At 39.0% G+C, this 17310-nt stretch carries 18 protein-coding genes; 15 read left to right on the top strand and 3 right to left on the bottom strand.

Annotated elements, in window-relative coordinates; all coding sequences use genetic code 11:
• Positions 1–49: 49 nt before the first annotated feature.
• Positions 50–649, bottom strand: coding sequence for a phosphoribosylanthranilate isomerase (locus tag VOI17_RS04495; RefSeq protein WP_323756047.1), 600 nt, complete (start codon positions 647–649; stop codon positions 50–52).
• A gap of 165 nt (positions 650–814) precedes the next feature.
• Here VOI17_RS04495 and VOI17_RS04490 point away from each other — a divergent pair, with 165 nt between their 5' ends.
• From VOI17_RS04490 to rpe, 5 genes are all read left to right on the top strand, one after another.
• Positions 815–1132 (top strand): thioredoxin family protein, encoded by a 318-nt coding sequence (locus VOI17_RS04490; RefSeq protein ID WP_323756046.1) that lies wholly within the window; start codon positions 815–817, stop codon positions 1130–1132.
• Between the two features lies 1 nt (position 1133).
• On the top strand, positions 1134–1376 hold the full coding sequence (locus tag VOI17_RS04485) for a DUF6952 family protein (protein WP_323756045.1): 243 nt from the start codon (positions 1134–1136) through the stop codon (positions 1374–1376).
• A gap of 116 nt (positions 1377–1492) precedes the next feature.
• Positions 1493–2212 (top strand): hypothetical protein, encoded by a 720-nt coding sequence (locus VOI17_RS04480; protein ID WP_323756044.1) that lies wholly within the window; start codon positions 1493–1495, stop codon positions 2210–2212.
• Positions 2205–3809: a S8 family serine peptidase gene (locus VOI17_RS04475; RefSeq protein WP_323756043.1), complete on the top strand. Its 1605-nt coding sequence runs from the start codon at positions 2205–2207 to the stop codon at positions 3807–3809. Before VOI17_RS04480 ends, VOI17_RS04475 begins: the two co-directional genes overlap by 8 nt.
• Positions 3810–3824: 15 nt before the next feature.
• Complete coding sequence (gene rpe / locus VOI17_RS04470; RefSeq protein WP_068417363.1) at positions 3825–4481, top strand: ribulose-phosphate 3-epimerase; 657 nt, start codon at positions 3825–3827, stop codon at positions 4479–4481.
• A 5-nt stretch (positions 4482–4486) separates the two neighbouring features.
• Here rpe and VOI17_RS04465 read toward each other — a convergent pair whose 3' ends face one another.
• The gene (locus VOI17_RS04465; protein ID WP_323756042.1) at positions 4487–4834 is read right to left on the bottom strand and encodes an arsenate reductase family protein; all 348 of its coding nucleotides are present in this window, start codon (positions 4832–4834) and stop codon (positions 4487–4489) included.
• A gap of 255 nt (positions 4835–5089) precedes the next feature.
• Here VOI17_RS04465 and VOI17_RS04460 point away from each other — a divergent pair, with 255 nt between their 5' ends.
• The 10 genes from VOI17_RS04460 to greB all read left to right on the top strand — a co-directional run bounded on the left by VOI17_RS04460 (position 5090) and on the right by greB (position 15462).
• Positions 5090–5554 carry a hypothetical protein gene (locus tag VOI17_RS04460; protein WP_323756041.1) on the top strand — a complete coding sequence of 155 codons (465 nt, stop codon included), beginning with the start codon at positions 5090–5092 and terminating at the stop codon, positions 5552–5554.
• A 108-nt stretch (positions 5555–5662) separates the two neighbouring features.
• A complete protein-coding gene (locus VOI17_RS04455; protein ID WP_323756040.1) occupies positions 5663–6778 on the top strand; it encodes a hypothetical protein in 1116 nt (371 codons plus the stop codon).
• Between the two features lie 89 nt (positions 6779–6867).
• Positions 6868–9414, top strand: a complete 2547-nt coding sequence (gene gyrA, locus VOI17_RS04450) for a DNA gyrase subunit A (RefSeq protein WP_323756039.1) — start codon at positions 6868–6870, stop codon at positions 9412–9414.
• A gap of 29 nt (positions 9415–9443) precedes the next feature.
• Complete coding sequence (locus tag VOI17_RS04445; RefSeq protein ID WP_323756038.1) at positions 9444–10613, top strand: tetratricopeptide repeat protein; 1170 nt, start codon at positions 9444–9446, stop codon at positions 10611–10613.
• A gap of 406 nt (positions 10614–11019) precedes the next feature.
• Entirely contained in the window at positions 11020–11877 is an 858-nt protein-coding gene (locus VOI17_RS04440) for an AraC family transcriptional regulator (protein WP_323756037.1), read from the top strand.
• Between the two features lie 425 nt (positions 11878–12302).
• Complete coding sequence (locus VOI17_RS04435; protein ID WP_323756036.1) at positions 12303–12815, top strand: DUF1772 domain-containing protein; 513 nt, start codon at positions 12303–12305, stop codon at positions 12813–12815.
• A gap of 5 nt (positions 12816–12820) precedes the next feature.
• Entirely contained in the window at positions 12821–13663 is an 843-nt protein-coding gene (locus tag VOI17_RS04430; protein ID WP_323756035.1) for an NmrA family NAD(P)-binding protein, read from the top strand.
• 151 nt (positions 13664–13814) lie between these two features.
• Positions 13815–14216 (top strand): DUF5367 family protein, encoded by a 402-nt coding sequence (locus VOI17_RS04425; RefSeq protein WP_323756034.1) that lies wholly within the window; start codon positions 13815–13817, stop codon positions 14214–14216.
• Positions 14217–14261: 45 nt separating this feature from the next.
• The gene (locus tag VOI17_RS04420; protein WP_323756033.1) at positions 14262–14606 is read left to right on the top strand and encodes a 5-carboxymethyl-2-hydroxymuconate Delta-isomerase; all 345 of its coding nucleotides are present in this window, start codon (positions 14262–14264) and stop codon (positions 14604–14606) included.
• A 340-nt stretch (positions 14607–14946) separates the two neighbouring features.
• Complete coding sequence (gene greB, locus VOI17_RS04415; protein WP_323756032.1) at positions 14947–15462, top strand: transcription elongation factor GreB; 516 nt, start codon at positions 14947–14949, stop codon at positions 15460–15462.
• Between the two features lie 43 nt (positions 15463–15505).
• On the opposite strand, the gene VOI17_RS04410 is transcribed toward greB, so the two are convergent.
• A complete protein-coding gene (locus VOI17_RS04410; RefSeq protein WP_323756031.1) occupies positions 15506–17305 on the bottom strand; it encodes a serine hydrolase domain-containing protein in 1800 nt (599 codons plus the stop codon).
• Between the last annotated feature and the right edge of the window lie 5 nt (positions 17306–17310).

Genomic DNA, 17310 nt, shown 5'->3' with positions numbered 1-17310 from the left:
TTAATTCAGGCCAATATAGAAAAAGTTTTTTAGCGTTTAGTAAAGGAAACTACTCATCGGCAAGGTCATCAATTTCAAGGGCTTCTAGAATATCAGCCATTTCATCAAAGTCTTTATAACCCGGTCTAATTTCGTTTCCACCTTGAATGGAAATTCCTTTTAAATCACTTTTGGCCAATTCTGTGACGGTTTCAGCATCAAAGCCCGAAGCCAATACAACGGGGATATCTTTGGCCAAAGCCATTAAAGCACTCTCTTCGATTTCAGAGGCATCGAGGAGAACATAAGCCAACTGGTTTTGAGATGCTTCCCAAGCACTCCTGACTGAATCAATATCATGGGCTAAAAAGCTTACAGGCAAACCTGTTTCCAGTGCTTCTGAGATTTGACCTATATTTTCTATCTGAATAGCATCTAACTGATAACCTTCAATAAGCGTTTTGATGGCTGTACCTGTGGATGTGATTTCTCCAACATATTCCACTCCAGAAAGCCAATCACTAATTTCTTTAAATTTATGAATATCAGTGTAGTTAGAGGCTGTTTCTTCAACTTCAAAACCAAGTTGATCCACTTCCATTCCTGCGCAATATCTTGCATCGCTCAGGTTATTAATTCCACTAACTTTTACAAAGGTTTTTAAGGCCATAATTATTGAGGTTCTCTATAATCAATTGATTGTTTGAATTCAGAATGTTGGCAAAACTAATAGAATTAATGCTGTTTTGCATACAATTCAGAAGCTTCTGATTATTTCGTTAGAACAGTTTAAGAATTGAGGTATAAACATATTTACTAAAGAATCAGATTAAAAATGGCAGTTGAATTAGCGAACGATACGAATTTCGAAAATGAAATTCGTGAAAATGGGAAAGTAGTAGTAAAGTATTATGCAGGCTGGTGTGGTAGCTGCAGACTATTCTCTCCAAAATTCAAAAGACTTTCAGTAGACGAGCGCTTTAATGGCATTAGGTTCTTGGATGTTGATGCCGAAGAAAGTCCAATTGCAAGAAACTTAGGGAAAGTCTCTAATTTACCTACTTTCGCTATTTTTAAGGATGGAGCATTGATAGAGACAATTGCTTCCAACAAAGAAGACCAAGTGGTAGAGCTCATTGCGAAATTGAATTGAAATGAAGATTCCCGTTATAAAGAAATTGGTTGAAGAGGTGGATCTAGAAGATTTAAGGGCAGCTGAAGAGGCTTTGATGGAAGAGCTTAAGCCAGCCATAGAAATTCAAGGCGAAGATGAAGGAGAGCAGCTGACGCACGTATTTGCAGCCATTTTTATTTTAGAAAAGATGAAGACTGGTGATGTTGATTTCAAAACCGCTTTGCGTGAATACACCCAAAAAGTAAGGACAAGTATCAGTTAAAAACTTATATTTGTTTGGGTAAACAAGAGAAATGGTAGTGCAATGTTTTTGCAGTACCATTTTTTTATACTGTGCCTTATGATAATACGTTTGTATTGAAGTTCTATATTTGTTTTATGTGGAAAAAAGTCTGCCTCTTCTTCTTTATTACTATGTTGGCCTTTTCTGCTTGTCAGTCAGGCGAAGACCCCATTCCCGCTTTAAATGCTGACCGAGGAAAGAGCTATTTCTTTATGGCTGAGAACAAATATCGAGAGTACAATGTGCGAGAAATCAGATATTCGGCTGTAGACATTAGTGATACGCTCATATACCAATTGAGAGAAGAAGTACATGAGTCGTTTATTAATAGCCAAGGCGAAGAGTCTAGAATAATCCATAGGTTAAGCCGCACCAATGACACCCAACCATGGTCCTTAGATTCAGTATGGACTGCCCGAATTGAAAAGGACAGAGCCGTATCTATCGAAAACAATATTTCTATTGTTAAGATGGTCTTCCCATCGCAGGTGGGTCGTGTTTGGGATGGAAACATCTTTAATACCAAAGCAGTCGATCAATTTAAGATTTTGAATTTTGACGTGTTAACCAATATTGCCGTAAACAATGACTTGGAGACTACTTCTACCATGACCATTGAACAGGAAAATGATGAAGATGGAATTACCTTCAGAGATATTAGAAGGGAGATTTATGCAGATAGTATTGGCTTAATTTCTAAGCTTTATAATGTGGTAAAGATCTGTTCTCGCCAAGAATGCCTAGGTGAAGAGAAAATCGAATCAGGACGATTTTACAGAGAAACCATTTATGCACATGGTTTTATAAATGAGTAGGAAGGCAAAATTTATTGTAATTCTAATCCTTATAGGCTTTAGGCTTTCTGCCCAAGACCGATACATGGTTTTCTTTTCCGACAAATCAAACTCCCCATACACTACTAGCAACCCAAGTCAATTTCTTTCGCAAAGATCAATTCAACGCAGACAAAAACAGCACATTCCAATTATTGAAAACGACCTTCCCGTAAATCAGTCTTACGTGGATGCTTTGTCCAATATCGGAATCAAAGCAATACACCGTACTAAATGGATGAATGGGGTTTTGGTTGAAATGGAAACCGTAGAGGTAAATCTAGTTCAAGCTTTAACTTTTGTTGAAAGGATTGAATATGTGGCTCCAGGCCAAATACCTTCAGGTGGCGCGGGCGGGAGTGAAGCCAATGGTAAACTAGAAGACGGAGGAGCGGCAGACTTTCAAAACAGTATGCTAGGCATTGATCAAATGCATGATGAAGGTTTTGAAGGACAGGGGATGTTGGTAGGAATATTTGATGGCGGCTTTCAGAACATGAGTCAAATTGGGGCGCTGCAACCTTTAATCACTTCCAATAGAATTATGGTGAAAAAGAATTTTGTGACCAATACCACTCAAATTGAAAATAGTGAATCACATGGCACAAGGGTTCTGTCTATTCTAGCAGCTGATGAAGCGAATGTCTATGTCGGTACGGCACCAGGAGCCAACTATATTTTATGTGTTACCGAAGCAGCAGGGGAATATAGGGTAGAAGAATACAATTGGTTATTTGCCGCGGAAATGGCCGACAGTACCGGTGTTGATGTGATCAATACTTCACTGGGATACAGTGAGTTTGATGATGCTACTATGAGTTATGCTTATAGTGATATGGACGGTGAAACGACTGTCATTTCCAAAGCCTCAAATATAGCAGCCACCAAAGGAATTGCGCTCATCAATAGTGCAGGTAATGAAGGGAATAAAGTTTGGCATTTTATCACCGCTCCATCCGATAGCAAAAACGTATTGTCTGTCGGGGCAGTAGATGGCGCTGGTTTTAGGGCCAGTTTTAGCAGTTTTGGTCCTTCCGCAGATAATCGGGTAAAACCAGATGTAAGTGCTTTGGGTCAGGGAACAGCTGTGATTACAGCCACTGGAGACATTGCATTTCAAAATGGCACCTCATTTTCTGGACCTGTGATGGCGGGTTTTGCTACTTGTCTTTGGCAAGCATTCCCAACGTTGACCAACCTTCAGTTACTGGATTTAATCAGACGAAGTGCCCATCAATTCGATACTCCAGATAATGAAATAGGGTATGGCATCCCCAATTACACAAAGGCTTATGAGTTGGCTTTTGTACCTGAGTCGCTAGAAAATCAAGTGCTGATTTATCCTAACCCAACATCTGACAGTTTCATTAACCTTGTTTTTCCTGAGGGCTTTTTGAGTGAATCGGTTAGTGTGAGTTTAGTGGACATGAATGGGCAGCAACTCAATAACTTTCAAATTGAACCGCAATTGAACAACAACAAAGTTCAGATTGATATGACCAACAGAATGGCGGGGGTCTATATTCTAAAAATCGATGGTCAAAGAACCAGTTTCAAGAAGAAAATCATAAAATATTAGCCTTATATTTGGGCCATGAACGCTCCAATAATTGCCCCTTCTGTATTAGCTGCCGACTTTGCCAACTTGCAGCGCGATGTTGAAATGTTGAATGAAAGTCAAGCTGACTGGATTCATATTGATATCATGGATGGTATGTTTGTGCCAAATATCTCTTTCGGTTTGCCCGTTTGTGAAGCAATTAATAAGCATGCTAAAAAGCCGTTGGACGTTCATTTGATGATAGCACAGCCTGATCGTTATCTAGAAGACTTTAGAAATGCTGGAGCCGCCACCATTACAGTACATTATGAGGCTTGCGATCACTTGCACAGAACGCTTCAAGTAATTAAGTCGCTCGACTGTAAAGCGGGTGTAGCTTTGAACCCACATACCAATGTTCAATTGTTAGAAGATATCATCTGCGATATCGATATGGTGTGTATCATGTCTGTGAATCCTGGTTTTGGTGGACAGAAATTCATTGAAAACACTTACAAGAAAGTACGTCAGCTTAAAGAGATCATTGCCGAGAACGATGCTAAAACCCTGATTGAAATTGATGGAGGAGTGAATGCTACCAATGCACCATTACTAATGGAGGCTGGTGCCGATGTACTGGTGGCTGGTAGCTTTGTATTCAAATCACTCGATCCGTTGGCGACCATCGAAGAGTTAAAGAGAATAGGGTAGTAGCCTTAGTTTAATAAGGCTGCCAGTTCTTCCACAACTTTTTTACTGTTTCCTACAAAGATCTGACCATCTACGATAAACACTGGGCGTTTTAAGAAAGTGTATTCCTCTAAAATGTATTTACGGTAATCCTTTTCTTCCAAAGTTATTTCGTTGAGGCCCATCGACCTGAACTTCATTGCTTTTCTGCTGAAGAGCGATTCATAAGTACCTGACATTTCCTTCATATCATCCAATTGATTAGCAGTGATGGCATTTGTTTTAATGTCTTGCTTCTCGAAATCCGATAGATTTAAATCGTCCATAATTCGTTTACAAGTAGAACAAGTAGAGAGGTAGTATACTTTTTTCATTGTGCTATTTAAGTTCATTTTTTAAATTTTCATTTTAAAAACGGAAGATTCAGTTCATCTACGTTTTGATTTCGCAGTGATAGCTCATTTATAATCTTTAAACTAAAAAGATCGTTGAATAGTGCTAACTCTTGAGCCGTACGAAAAAAAATAAAGGTCAATTGAAGCATTAGGCAATTTTTCTCTTGTATTATTTGATCGAATGCTATTATTTGTAGAATCAAAATTAACACTAACCGACTAAGAGGAGAAAACATGATGAAAAACTTAACAAAAGCTGTATTGGTTTGCTTGATGGTAACTTTGACTTCAACTGCTGTAAGAGCTCAAGGAATCACTGATCAAGACATGAAAGACTATGCCATTATTATGTTGGCACAAAAAGCTATTACAGACAAGATTAGCCCATATGTTAATGATCTGATTGAAAAACAAGATGGAATAGATGGTAATAGATATGCAGAATTAGATGCTGCGGCAAAAGGAGATATAAGTAAATTGCCTGCAGACGCTACAGATTTTGAAAAACAATTTTACGGGATTGTTCAAAAGAGAGTTAAAGACAGAACAGATGCTGCAGGAGTTGTAGTTAACAGTTTGGCCAAATACTCATTAGGAGCATCAGCATACAACGCTGTTAAGAAAGCATATGCTAGCGGTGGAGACACTAAATCGAAGATTGATGCAATGATGGCGCAGTTAGTTTCAGAGAAACCTTAATCAACCTTAACATACTAAGTCAGAAAGGTCGCAGTGATGCGGCCTTTTTTATTTGTCTATGATAATAAATCCGTTAGTTTTCCTTTATTAGTCTAAACATTGCAAATCTTGAAACACGGACGCTTACTCTTTCTTCTGGTTCTTCTTTCTTCATTGGCCCCTGCTGAGGTGAATGCCCAATTTTGGAAAAAGAAAAGTACAAGCGATGTACAAGCTTTTACCCCGGACCAAGCCAAGGAAAAGGAAGAGGTGAAAATGGTGAGCCCCATTCGGGAAGTGCTGAATAAGTTCAACCTGCAATTAGAAAAGGGCTATGGCTTTTTCCTTTATGAAAACGAGCTTACGGATGTATCTTTAGTCCGTAACCCAAGAGGTGATCAACTTTATATTGTTCCTATTGGTCAAGAATCTACTTCTGGGCCATATAATGCATACTCCAACTGGTTCAACGATCTTACTCCAACGAGTATTTATAGAATTGATGATGATTCTCAAATTGTAAGAACAGATACCACTTCTGTTATTTACAAAAACAGCGGAAGAGTAAGTCCTCTCACGCTAAGAGTTTCTTTCTCACTCAATAAAGTCGACAAACTGAGGCTAAAAACCACAGGTGAGCGCGTAATGTCCGACAAAGAGATGCTTCGTGTAGGAGTGGGGATAAGTACTGGCGCATTGAAATTCACCAATACGGTTAACTACCAAGAAGTAGACGATAGAATAGGGTATTTCAATGTGCCCCAAACCAAGATTTCGACTACCAAACTCTTTGCCTCGTTGACCTACAACGCCTATACTTTTATGGATTTCTCTTTTATGCTTGATGCAGGCGGGGGATTCTGGAAAACTAAATCGTCAGACCTTAATCAAGACTTAGTGACTTATGATCCTTTCTTTAATGTTGGGGTTATTATGGAGAAGCAAGTTTCGAAGTATTTTAAGCTCTATCTACGCCCTTCTTTCGAGATGAGGAAATACAGTCTATCCGATGCGTTCATCACCACAGCGCACTCGCTAAGTCTATTCACCATTGATATAGGTGCACTGATTAAATACCCAACATATCCAAGAAATCGACATGGCGCCAACCGAGTACAAATGGAGCATGTTTTCAACGGTAGAATCTATCGTGGAAGGTCTATATTTCAACCTCAAAATCCACGTACAGGTCAGTTCGGCCAGAACAAAAAGAAGAAAGTTAAATATGGTGGAAGAAACGATTAAAAACCGCCATTTTTAGTCCGTATTTTACATTTTACTCCAACAAAATTTAGTATCTTGCCACATTATATTTCGAACTATTTTTAGACTAAATGGCAGAAGGAACGAACGAAACAATCATCCCTATCAATATTGAAGATGAAATGAAGGGAGCCTACATCGACTACTCCATGTCGGTGATTATTTCAAGAGCTTTACCAGATGTAAGAGACGGCTTAAAACCCGTTCATAGAAGAGTACTCTTTGGTATGTTAGACCTGGGGGTAAACTGGAACAAATCATATAAAAAGTCAGCCAGAATCGTTGGAGAGGTGCTGGGTAAGTATCACCCACACGGTGATTCATCAGTATACGATACCATGGTGCGTATGGCCCAACCTTGGTCTTTGCGTTATCCGTTGGTGGACGGTCAAGGTAACTTTGGTTCTGTAGATGGAGATTCACCTGCAGCCATGCGTTATACCGAGGCCAGGCTAAGAAGAATTGCAGACGAGCTTTTAACAGACATCAATAAAGATACGGTTGATTTTCAATTCAACTTTGATGATTCCTTAAAAGAACCATCGGTACTTCCTGGAAAGCTTCCGAACCTACTGTTGAACGGTAGTTCAGGGATTGCTGTGGGTATGGCCACCAATATGGCACCACACAACCTTACAGAGGTAGTGAACGGTACCATCGCCTATATAGAAAATAACGATATCTCTTCAGAGGAATTGATGCAGCACATTACTGCACCAGATTTTCCAACTGGAGGAACCATTTATGGTTATACGGGTGTGAAATCTGCCTTCGAAACAGGTAGAGGTAGGGTAATGCTGAGGGCAAAATCAGAAATTGAAACCATGCCTTCTGGGCGTGAGCGAATTATCGTTACAGAGATTCCATACATGGTGAACAAAGCCAGTATGATCGAAAAAACGGCAGCCTTAATCAATGAAAAGCGAATTGAAGGTATTTCAGATTTACGTGACGAGTCGGATCGTAATGGAATGCGGATCGTTTATGAACTGAAGAAAGATGCCATTGGTAATGTAGTGTTGAACAACTTGTTCAAATACACTCAATTGCAATCTTCTTTCAGTGTAAACAATGTAGCCCTTGTAAAAGGAAGGCCTTATACGCTGAACACAAAGGACTTAATTAAGTATTATGTAGAACATAGGCATGAAGTGGTGGTTCGCAGAACTCAGTACGAACTGAATGAAGCAGAAAAAAGAGCCCACATTCTCCAAGGATACCTTATTGCCTTGGATCATCTTGACGAAGTAATTTCTTTGATCAGAAACTCTAGAGATCCTGAAGTAGCCAAAACTGGTTTGATGGAGAAGTTTGATCTCTCTGAAATTCAAGCCAAAGCCATTTTGGAAATGCGTCTCCAAAGACTCACAGGTCTGGAAAGAGATAAGATCCAAAAGGAATATGATGAGATCATGGAGTTGATTACCGGACTAAAAGAAATCCTTGAAAAAGAGGAGCTTAGAATGGAGATCATAAAGAATGAGTTGATAGAAATCAGAGACCGTTATGGTGATGAGCGTAGAACGGATATCATCCATTCTGCAGAGGATTTCAGTGCTGAAGACATGATTCCTAATGAGGAAATGTTGATCACTATTTCTCACCTAGGTTATGTAAAAAGAACCTTATTGTCTGAATACAGAACTCAAGGTAGAGGAGGAGTTGGCTCTAAAGGCGCTGGTTCTAAAACGGATGACTTTACTGAATACTTATTTACTGGAATGACGCACGATTACTTGCTCATTTTCACTGAGTTTGGTAAAGTGTTCTGGAAGAAAGTATGGGAATTACCAGAAGGCAGTAAAACCGCCAAAGGTCGTCCGGTACAAAACCTGATCAATATTGAAGCTGGAGATAGAATAAGAGCGGTAATTAACGTTCAAAACCTTAAAGATGAAGACTACATTAACAACAATTATGTAGTAATGTGTACCGAACTCGGAACCATTAAAAAGACTTCTTTAGAAGCTTATTCTCGTCCACGTACCAATGGTATAAATGCCATTACAATTAACGAAGGAGATCGCTTACTTGAGGTCAAATTCACAAACGGTGATAATCACATCATTATTGGAGCTAAATCTGGTAGGGCTATTCACTTCCACGAAAGCGATGTTCGTCCAATGGGAAGAACAGCAGCTGGAGTAAGAGGTTTTAGGCTGGCTGGCGAAGACGATAGGGTGATTGGCATGGTATGTGTAAACAGGGAAGAGGCTAACCTATTGGTTGTGTCTGAAAACGGATACGGAAAGCGCTCACCAATTGATGACTACCGAATTACCAAAAGAGGTGGTAAAGGGGTGAAAACCATTAATGTTACTGAAAAAACAGGAAACCTTGTGGCCATTAAAGAGGTAATCGACAGCGATGACCTTATGATCATTAACAAATCAGGAATTACCATAAGAATATCAGTGGATTCTCTTAGAGTAATGGGAAGGGCCACTCAAGGTGTTAAACTTATACGCTTAAACGAAGGTGATGCTATTTCATCTGTAGAGAAGATTCAAAACATCGAATCAGACATCGAATTAGAGGAAGTAGAACAAATTGAAGGAACCAACGACACACCGGAAGTTGAAGGCGGAGACCAAGACGAAAGTAAAACAGAAGAGTAAATTTTAAATTAAACAAGAAACTAGAAAACATGAAAAAGCTATTTTTTACCGCCTTGCTATTGTTTTTTGTAGCAGGGGTATACGGACAAAAGAAAGTGCTAAAAAGTGCCGATAAGGCACTTAAAAAGGGCGAATACGCAGAAGCACTTACATTGGCCAAACAGGCCTCGGAAAATGCTGAGACCAAGGATGATCCAGAGGTATATGTAATCCTTGGTAAAGCGAAACTATATCAGTTTAAAGCTGATTTAGAGAACTTAGATTTAGCGAAAGAATCATTTGCATATTTGAACACTGCTGTGGAAAAAGGAGACGCAGATCTTAAGGAAGATTTATATTTTCCTCCAGTGATGAACTCTAATGGTGATTTTATAGGTGGTGGAGAGGGCTTCATCTTTCTTCAAAACCTTTTGAACAAGAAAGGAAACGATTACTTTGAAGTGGATGACTTTGCAGCTGCATTTAACTATTTCGACTTATCGGCAGCGATTAAAGCGGATGTTATTATGAACTTCTATGCGGGTTATAGTGCATATAATGCTGATTTGTACGAGAAAGCTATTCCATTTTATGTAGCAGTAGTAGAGTCAAATGAGGAGTTTGAGAATACTAACTTCGCTTATAATGGTCTGATTGATATGTACATGTCTAACAAGGATTTCGATAATGCTTTGAAGTATGCGAGAATGGCGCAAAAGTCGTTTCCCGATGAAAAAGTGTACAGAGACTTCGAGATTGATATCTTAATTCAAGGTGATAAATTGGACGAGGCTATCGCTGGAATTCAAAAAAATATTGACAGTGGTGACAAAACTGCTATTCTTTATTATACCCTTGCTTTCTTGCAGTACAATGCTCAGGATTATCCTGCAGCTTTAGTGTCTGCAAATAAAGCCTTAGAACTACAGCCTGTTTATCCAGATGCTTCTTACGTAGTTGGTAGTGTTTATTTTAACGAAGGTGTTGATATTCTTAAAGCGGCAAATGATTTAACTGACAATGACGCATACGATAAGAAACGCGAGGAAGCTTTTGCGAAATTTAAATTGGCATTGCCACACTTCGAACAAGCAGAAAAGTCTAAACCGAATGATCTATTCATACTTAACCCTTTAAGTACTGTATATGACCAATTGGGTATGGATGCGAAAAGAGATGCCATTCTAGCCAGAATTGATGCGCTAGAAGGAGGAGAATAAAAGGATGAAGAATGAGGGAGGTTTAACGATCTCCCTTTTCTTTGATAACTATATTTAACATAATATAAATTATATAACATTATAGCAATTCCCGTAATACGAAGCCTGCGGAGTATTCAACATAAATGCAGTTCTTGACACAGCCTTAGCTGTTCAATAATGTTAGCATTTATGTTAAGGGAATTGCGGCCTACACCGCCACCGCTTGCTCTATAATTCTATATTAAATTCACCCCGAGAGAAATCTCGGGAACCGAACGCTTTGGTTTCTCATTGAAGCTCTTGGCTCTCGTTAAGCTGCCCAGCCCTGTTCCGTACGTGATGAAAAAGCCTGATTTTTAACTTCTGCCTCGATTAACCCAATTATTATCCCGTAATTAACAATTGAAACTACAGCAGCCAATTTATGACCAGAGACGTCATAGACATTAACGATTTTACGATTTTGGTAGAAACAGGTAATTCAGAAGAAGAAACCGTTGATACCTGCTCTTTTGAAGAGCCGCTAATAGCTGTCGCTTTTTACGGTTCGGGTAATGTAGACCTGAAAGTAAAGTATGGTGATAGTCATCAAAAATACAACTATACCAAAGGGTTAACACTAGCTTTCTATGCCAGTAATGAAGTAGAATTCATCCATACTGTATCTGCGCTTAAGCCTTTGGAGTGTATTGTGATTGCTACATCCATAAGAAATCTGGATAAGTTGCCACATCAAGAAGGCGAACTTTTTGGTGAAATGTTGCAGCAGTTGGTTAATCCAAAAGCTGCCTATGTAGAAGGGCCTAGTTTTTTTATGTCCCCTGAAATGCAGCATATCGTAGATCAGGTTTTTAATAACAAGTATAAGGGAAAGGCTAAAATGGTGTTTTTCAAAAGTCAAATGACTTCGCTTTTAGCTCACTTTTTTGGTCAGCTTTCTATTATAAGCGAAGAAACTATTTCTGCCGATGAAAGGCAGCGACTGCAGCGTGCTAAAGAAATTCTTTCCGATAACCTTGACAACCCGCCTTCCCTCTCCGAACTCTCAAAGGAAATTGGTTTGAATACTTTTAAGCTAAAGAAAAACTTTAAGGAATTGTTTGGTGTACCCGTATTCAAATACCTTCAAAACGAGCGCCTCACTACCGCTCACAATTTATTGAGAAATAATCAACTCTCTATCCAGGAAGCCGCCTGGCATGTCGGTTATGACAGTCTAAGTTCATTCTCCAATGCCTTTGCCAAGAAATTTGGCTTCCGGCCCAGCGAAATAAAGTGGTAATCCTTTTCGAACAAATCATACTCCTTTTCAGACAAATAGAACGGTAGCATAAGCCGCAGCTTTGTCTCATAATCTTAAACAATAAGAGCATGAGACGAATAAACTTTAAAACACAGACGATAATAGCATTTCTCTGTTTTCCTTCCAATATCACTCGGAAGAGATCAGCGCTGCTCAAGTTTGGGCTACCGAGGCCTATGACTTAAAAGAAGAGGCTTATAAGGTGCTACAGGTCAAGTGTAATTTATGCCACCAAAAACGGAATCCGCGCAAAGTATTCATGATAGCAATATGCTTGACTATGGCACAAAGATCTACGAGCAGGTTTTTGTGAAAAGGAGAATGCCCAAGGGTAATAAAATCAAATTAACTCAAAGCAAATTGGCCAAGCTTAAAAAGTGGCTGACAACAACAAACACATTATAATGATGGAACTATCAACAAAACAAATCACACTGTATGTCGCGGTATTACTTACTGGTCTGTCTGCAGGATTGTTCTTTGCTTGGTTTGTATCAGTAATACCGGGTACTCGAAGATTTTCAGATTTCGCCTATTTGGAAACCATGCAGTCCATCAACAGGGCGATCATCAATCCGGCATTCATAATCATCTTCTTGGGCAGCGCGGTTTTACTAGCTATGGGCACTATGCAGCACTATCAATCAGGGAGCACCTTTTGGATTTTACTTGCTGCGACTGTCACTTATCTGATCGGGACTATAGGTGTTACTGGGATGGGCAATGTACCCCTAAATAATGCTTTAGAGACGTTTCAGCTGGATAAGTTTAGCCTAAAGGAGCTGGCAATCGTCAGAAAAAACTACGAATTACCTTGGAACAAGCTGCATATGATTAGAACCGTGTTTTCGGTGCTATCATTTGCCTTAGCATTGGCAGCAGTTTTTATGAATACAACAACAAATTTTAATCAATAATAGTCATGAAAAACAATATTTTAGTTATCGGTGGCATGGGAAAAACCGGTCGTAAAGTAGTAGAACAATTAAAAACGCAGAACTATCCTGTTCGCATAGGATCAAGAAGGGCCTCCATTCCTTTTGATTGGAATGATGAGACCACCTGGGGCAAGGCTTTGGAGGGCATAGAAAAAATGTACATCACCTATCAACCTGATTTGGCCGTGCCTGGCGCACTTGATTCGATTGAGGCTTTGATAAAGCAGGCAAAGAGAAGTGGTGTGAAAAAAGCCGTATTGCTTTCTGGTAAAGGCGAGCGTGAAGCTGAGTTATGTGAGCAGGTGGTAATCCATTCGGGAATGGATTACACTATTGTGAGAGCGAGCTGGTTTATGCAAAATTTTAGTGAGAGCTTCTTTTTGGATCCAATTATAGCAGGGCATGTTGCGCTACCCAAAGCTGAGGCAAAGGTACCGTATGTGAATACTGATGATATTGCAGCCGTGGTGGTAGCGGCCTTAACCAATGAAGAGCATAACGGACAGTTGTATGAATTGACGGGGCCTAGGGTACTTACTTTCGAAGAAGTGGTGCAAGAAATAGCCAAGCAAGCTGACCGCGAAATTCAATTCACGCCAATTTCAATGGATGCTTATGTCAACATGTTGAAGCAGGCCAATGTGCCTGATGATTACATCTGGTTGATTAACTATTTGTTTACCGAAGTGCTAGATGCCAAGGGTAACAATATGATCACCGGAGACATAGAAAAAGTGCTGGGCAGGAAGCCGAAGGATTTTAGTCAGTATGCCAAAGAAACTGCAAGTACAGGGGTTTGGAATAGTGTAGCCTCAGGAGTACTATAAACCTGAACCCGTTTAACAAGATAACGTCATGCCTGAAAATAAAGGTTTACATTTTATAAACCTCTATTTATCCGTTATCTCGAATTCAGATACAATTAGGGACAATTTTCTACACCCATTTTAAAATAGGTAAAACCCAAATTCAAACATTATGAAAAATTTAAACATTAAGCATGCAATTGTTAGCTCTATAATAGTTTATGTACTGTTGATTCCAGTTTTTATCGGATCTTTTTATGTACCACTAATAGATGACCCTGACCTTCAGGCCAACTTAGCGTTAATGGTAGCTATGTTGCCAGCTGCTTACTTAGCAGCACATATTTACTACAGGAAGGGACATAAAACCAATGGTCTTGTATTGGGCCTTTTTATGTTTTTAAATGCCATAGTGCTAGATGCAATTATAACTGTCCCTGTTTTTATTATTCCACTTGGCGGAGATCACTTATCTTTCTTTAGTGATATCAGTTTTTGGCTTATTGGTTTGGAATATGTGACAATTATTGCCACTTACTGGCAACTTAAAGTGGTGAAAAACGCTACTGTTTAGTATGCAATATATTAGCTAGTATCAATCATTTAAGCTGAAATCAAAATGCCACATTTCGTAATCGACTGCTCGGAAAACATCATAAAATTGAAATCACCTGAAGAAATTATTCGGGTTGTATATGACGCAGCTGAATCAACCCATCTTTTTGAAAAGGACGATATTAAGGTAAGAATTAATCCCTTTGAATATTATACTGTTGGAAATTCTCAAGGTGATTTCATTCACGTTTTTGGCAATATCATGGAAGGCCGAACAACGGAACAAAAAAGTCATTTGTCCAACAAGATAATCAAAGAATTAAAGTTTTTGTTTCCAAGTGTCCCTATCCTGTCCATCAATATCAGGAATTTTGAAAAGGCAACTTATTGTAATAAAGCAATGGTGTGATAAGGTTATGAGCAATGAAATTTTCTGCTGCCTATTTTAATCTTTTCATTACATAAGACTAAGTCTATGAGCCTATTTCTAATTTCGCTTGTACTGCTATACCATATACCAAATACCAAAAATGTCAAATGAGTGCTCCACTCCTACTAATACTAAGTATAATATGAAATGCTTAGAAGTAAAAAGAATGGCCTTCTCTAAAACTATGAATCCCACCTACAGGTTAAAGCTAAGTAACATAACGCAGAACATTATATACCTATCAATTGATTCTTCTGCACGAGCAAACTATCTATCATTATCTTATCTTGCGAAAATTTTCACAACAAGATCAGTTATCATGAGGCGAAAAATCCCAGAATCAACCCTGCCAAAACTCAATCGCTCGCAAATGATTACTTCCGAAGGCTTTCAAAAATTACGGGAAGAACATGATCACTTGTGGCGAGTTGAACGTCCAGACGTTACCGCTAAGGTTACATGGGCCGCAAGTTTGGGAGATCGTTCAGAAAATGCCGATTACCATTACAACAAAAAACGTCTTCGAGAAATTGATAATCGCGTTCGTTATTTGCGTAAGTGTATTGATGACTTTAAAGTTATTGACTACCACCCCAGCCAAGAAGGAAAAGTGAGTTTTGGTGCTTGGATAGAAATTAAAAACGAAGAGAAAGGTTTTCAAAACCGCCTTCGTATTGTTGGTTACGAAGAGTTAATAGGTAATAAAGATTATATCTCTATGGACTCCCCCATGGCTAAAGCCCTTCTTGATAAAACTGTTGGAGATGAAGTAATAGTTAAAACCAAAATAGGTGATTTTGTATGGAAAATTCTTAAAATAGAGTATCAGATGTAGTATAACCAAAATAGATAACAGGCACCGAAGGGTAAGGCTTGTTTCATTTACTTTTTTGTAGTTCCTTAAGTTCATGCCTCGCTCGATTATTTTGAGGGTTTAACTCAAGTGATCGAGTATAGGTTGCAATGGCCAGATCAATCACTCCCGCTTTCATACAGGCTTCTGCATAGCTATCATATACTTTGTAGCTATCAGGATAGAGCATCATATTCACTTTGAAGGTGTTTAGCGATAATGTCATTCTATCGGCATGGTAAAAATCATAACCAATATCATTGATGTAGTATTCAGTAACCATTGGATGAGTAGGATTAAGCTCCTTCCAATTCTTATAGGCTATAAGTGCGTTTTCAAAATCACCTTCAAGAAGGAATTCTACCGGATATTTTTTGTTGCTGGCGACCTTAACTAGGGTTGAAAGTACAGCTTCATCGTTTCTATTCAAATACTGTAAATTGATTGTTCCATTTTCAGAATCTGGTTTGAATTGAATAAATTGACTGGAACTCCTTAGAACGAAAAGGCTATCTGATACTTTAATGAGTTCTTCTCCCTGCTCAGCAAGTATATTTTTGTAAAACAGCTGATTGTCCTCTTGATAGATTTCTACAATCACCTCGTCAGACTGGTATTTACCTATAATTTCATCTACTAACGAAGGTTCAATTTCCATTTTTTGATGTACTGGAACATAATTACTCCAGTCATACGCCAGGGCTACAGAGCGCATCACTTCAGCATTAAATTCGGGAAAAGTTGAATTTGTTAACACCACCACTCCATAACCCTTATCTCTATGAGCCGCTATCTCAGCATAAAAACCTGTGTTCCATCCATGATGCCTTAAGTAGATTTCATCGTTTCTATTTAAAAGCTGAAAACCTAAACCGAGTGTAAAAGACCAACCAGAATTACTCACCCCATATGGTGTACCCATCAATTCTGTCAGATCTTTTGATTGCTGTATGTGGGTTATAAATTTCGCATAGTCTTCGGCAGTTGTCCATAATCCATGTGAAGCTGTTGCGGGATAGATATGCCTTCTCCCTTCAACCATAGAACCATCCTGTAAATAACCTGTTGCTGCCTTCGTTAACTGATCTGCTGTAAGAGATTGGTTGAACGTGCTGTTATTCATTTCTAAGGGTTGCAATACAAGTTCATGCATGATCTCTGGGAATGCTTCCCTCCCAACATCCAGCATCATTTGTTGAATAGGAACATAGCTTGCGTATGCAAAACTAACACTTTCGCCAGGCTCTTTATTTACAGTAATTGGCTCGTTTGAAGCTGGAGAACTTCCATTTAGTATCTCCACAAGTGTTGGAAGTTCTTCACTTATACTGTATGATCCCGTTCCGTAAGGATATATTCCAGCAGAATGATTTAAAAGATTCCTTACGGTAACTTTCTTTTCTTCGGTAAATGCATTTCCCGGTACTTTCCATGATTCTAGGTAGCTGTTTATGTTTTCATCTAGGCCTAGATTATTTTGTTCAACTAGACGTAATGCTCCGTAAGCCGTTACTGGCATACTAGTTGCCGCAGCCTGGAAGAGTGTTTGTGTTGTTACGGGGGTTTGACTTTCCTTATCCATCACACCGTATCCTTTTACCCAAGCAATTTCACCATTGTATATTACAGCAATACTAACACCCGGAATTCCGTAGTGCTCCATGCGGTCTTGTATAGACCATGTAGAATCACCTTCTATATGTACCCATGTGGTGAGACCAGTTTCTACCTTTCTAATTAAATCCGCTGTATTATCCTCATTTGATTTTTCTGTACAGGACTGCAAAAGAATTACAATTAGGAGAATTGAGATGATATTTTTCATTGTCT

Origin of the sequence: Roseivirga sp., assembly GCF_034669765.1 — a bacterium.
Taxonomy (GTDB): Bacteria; Bacteroidota; Bacteroidia; order Cytophagales; family Cyclobacteriaceae; genus Roseivirga.
Note: the sequence above shows the minus strand (reverse complement) of the source record. Positions and strands in the feature narration are given on the sequence as shown.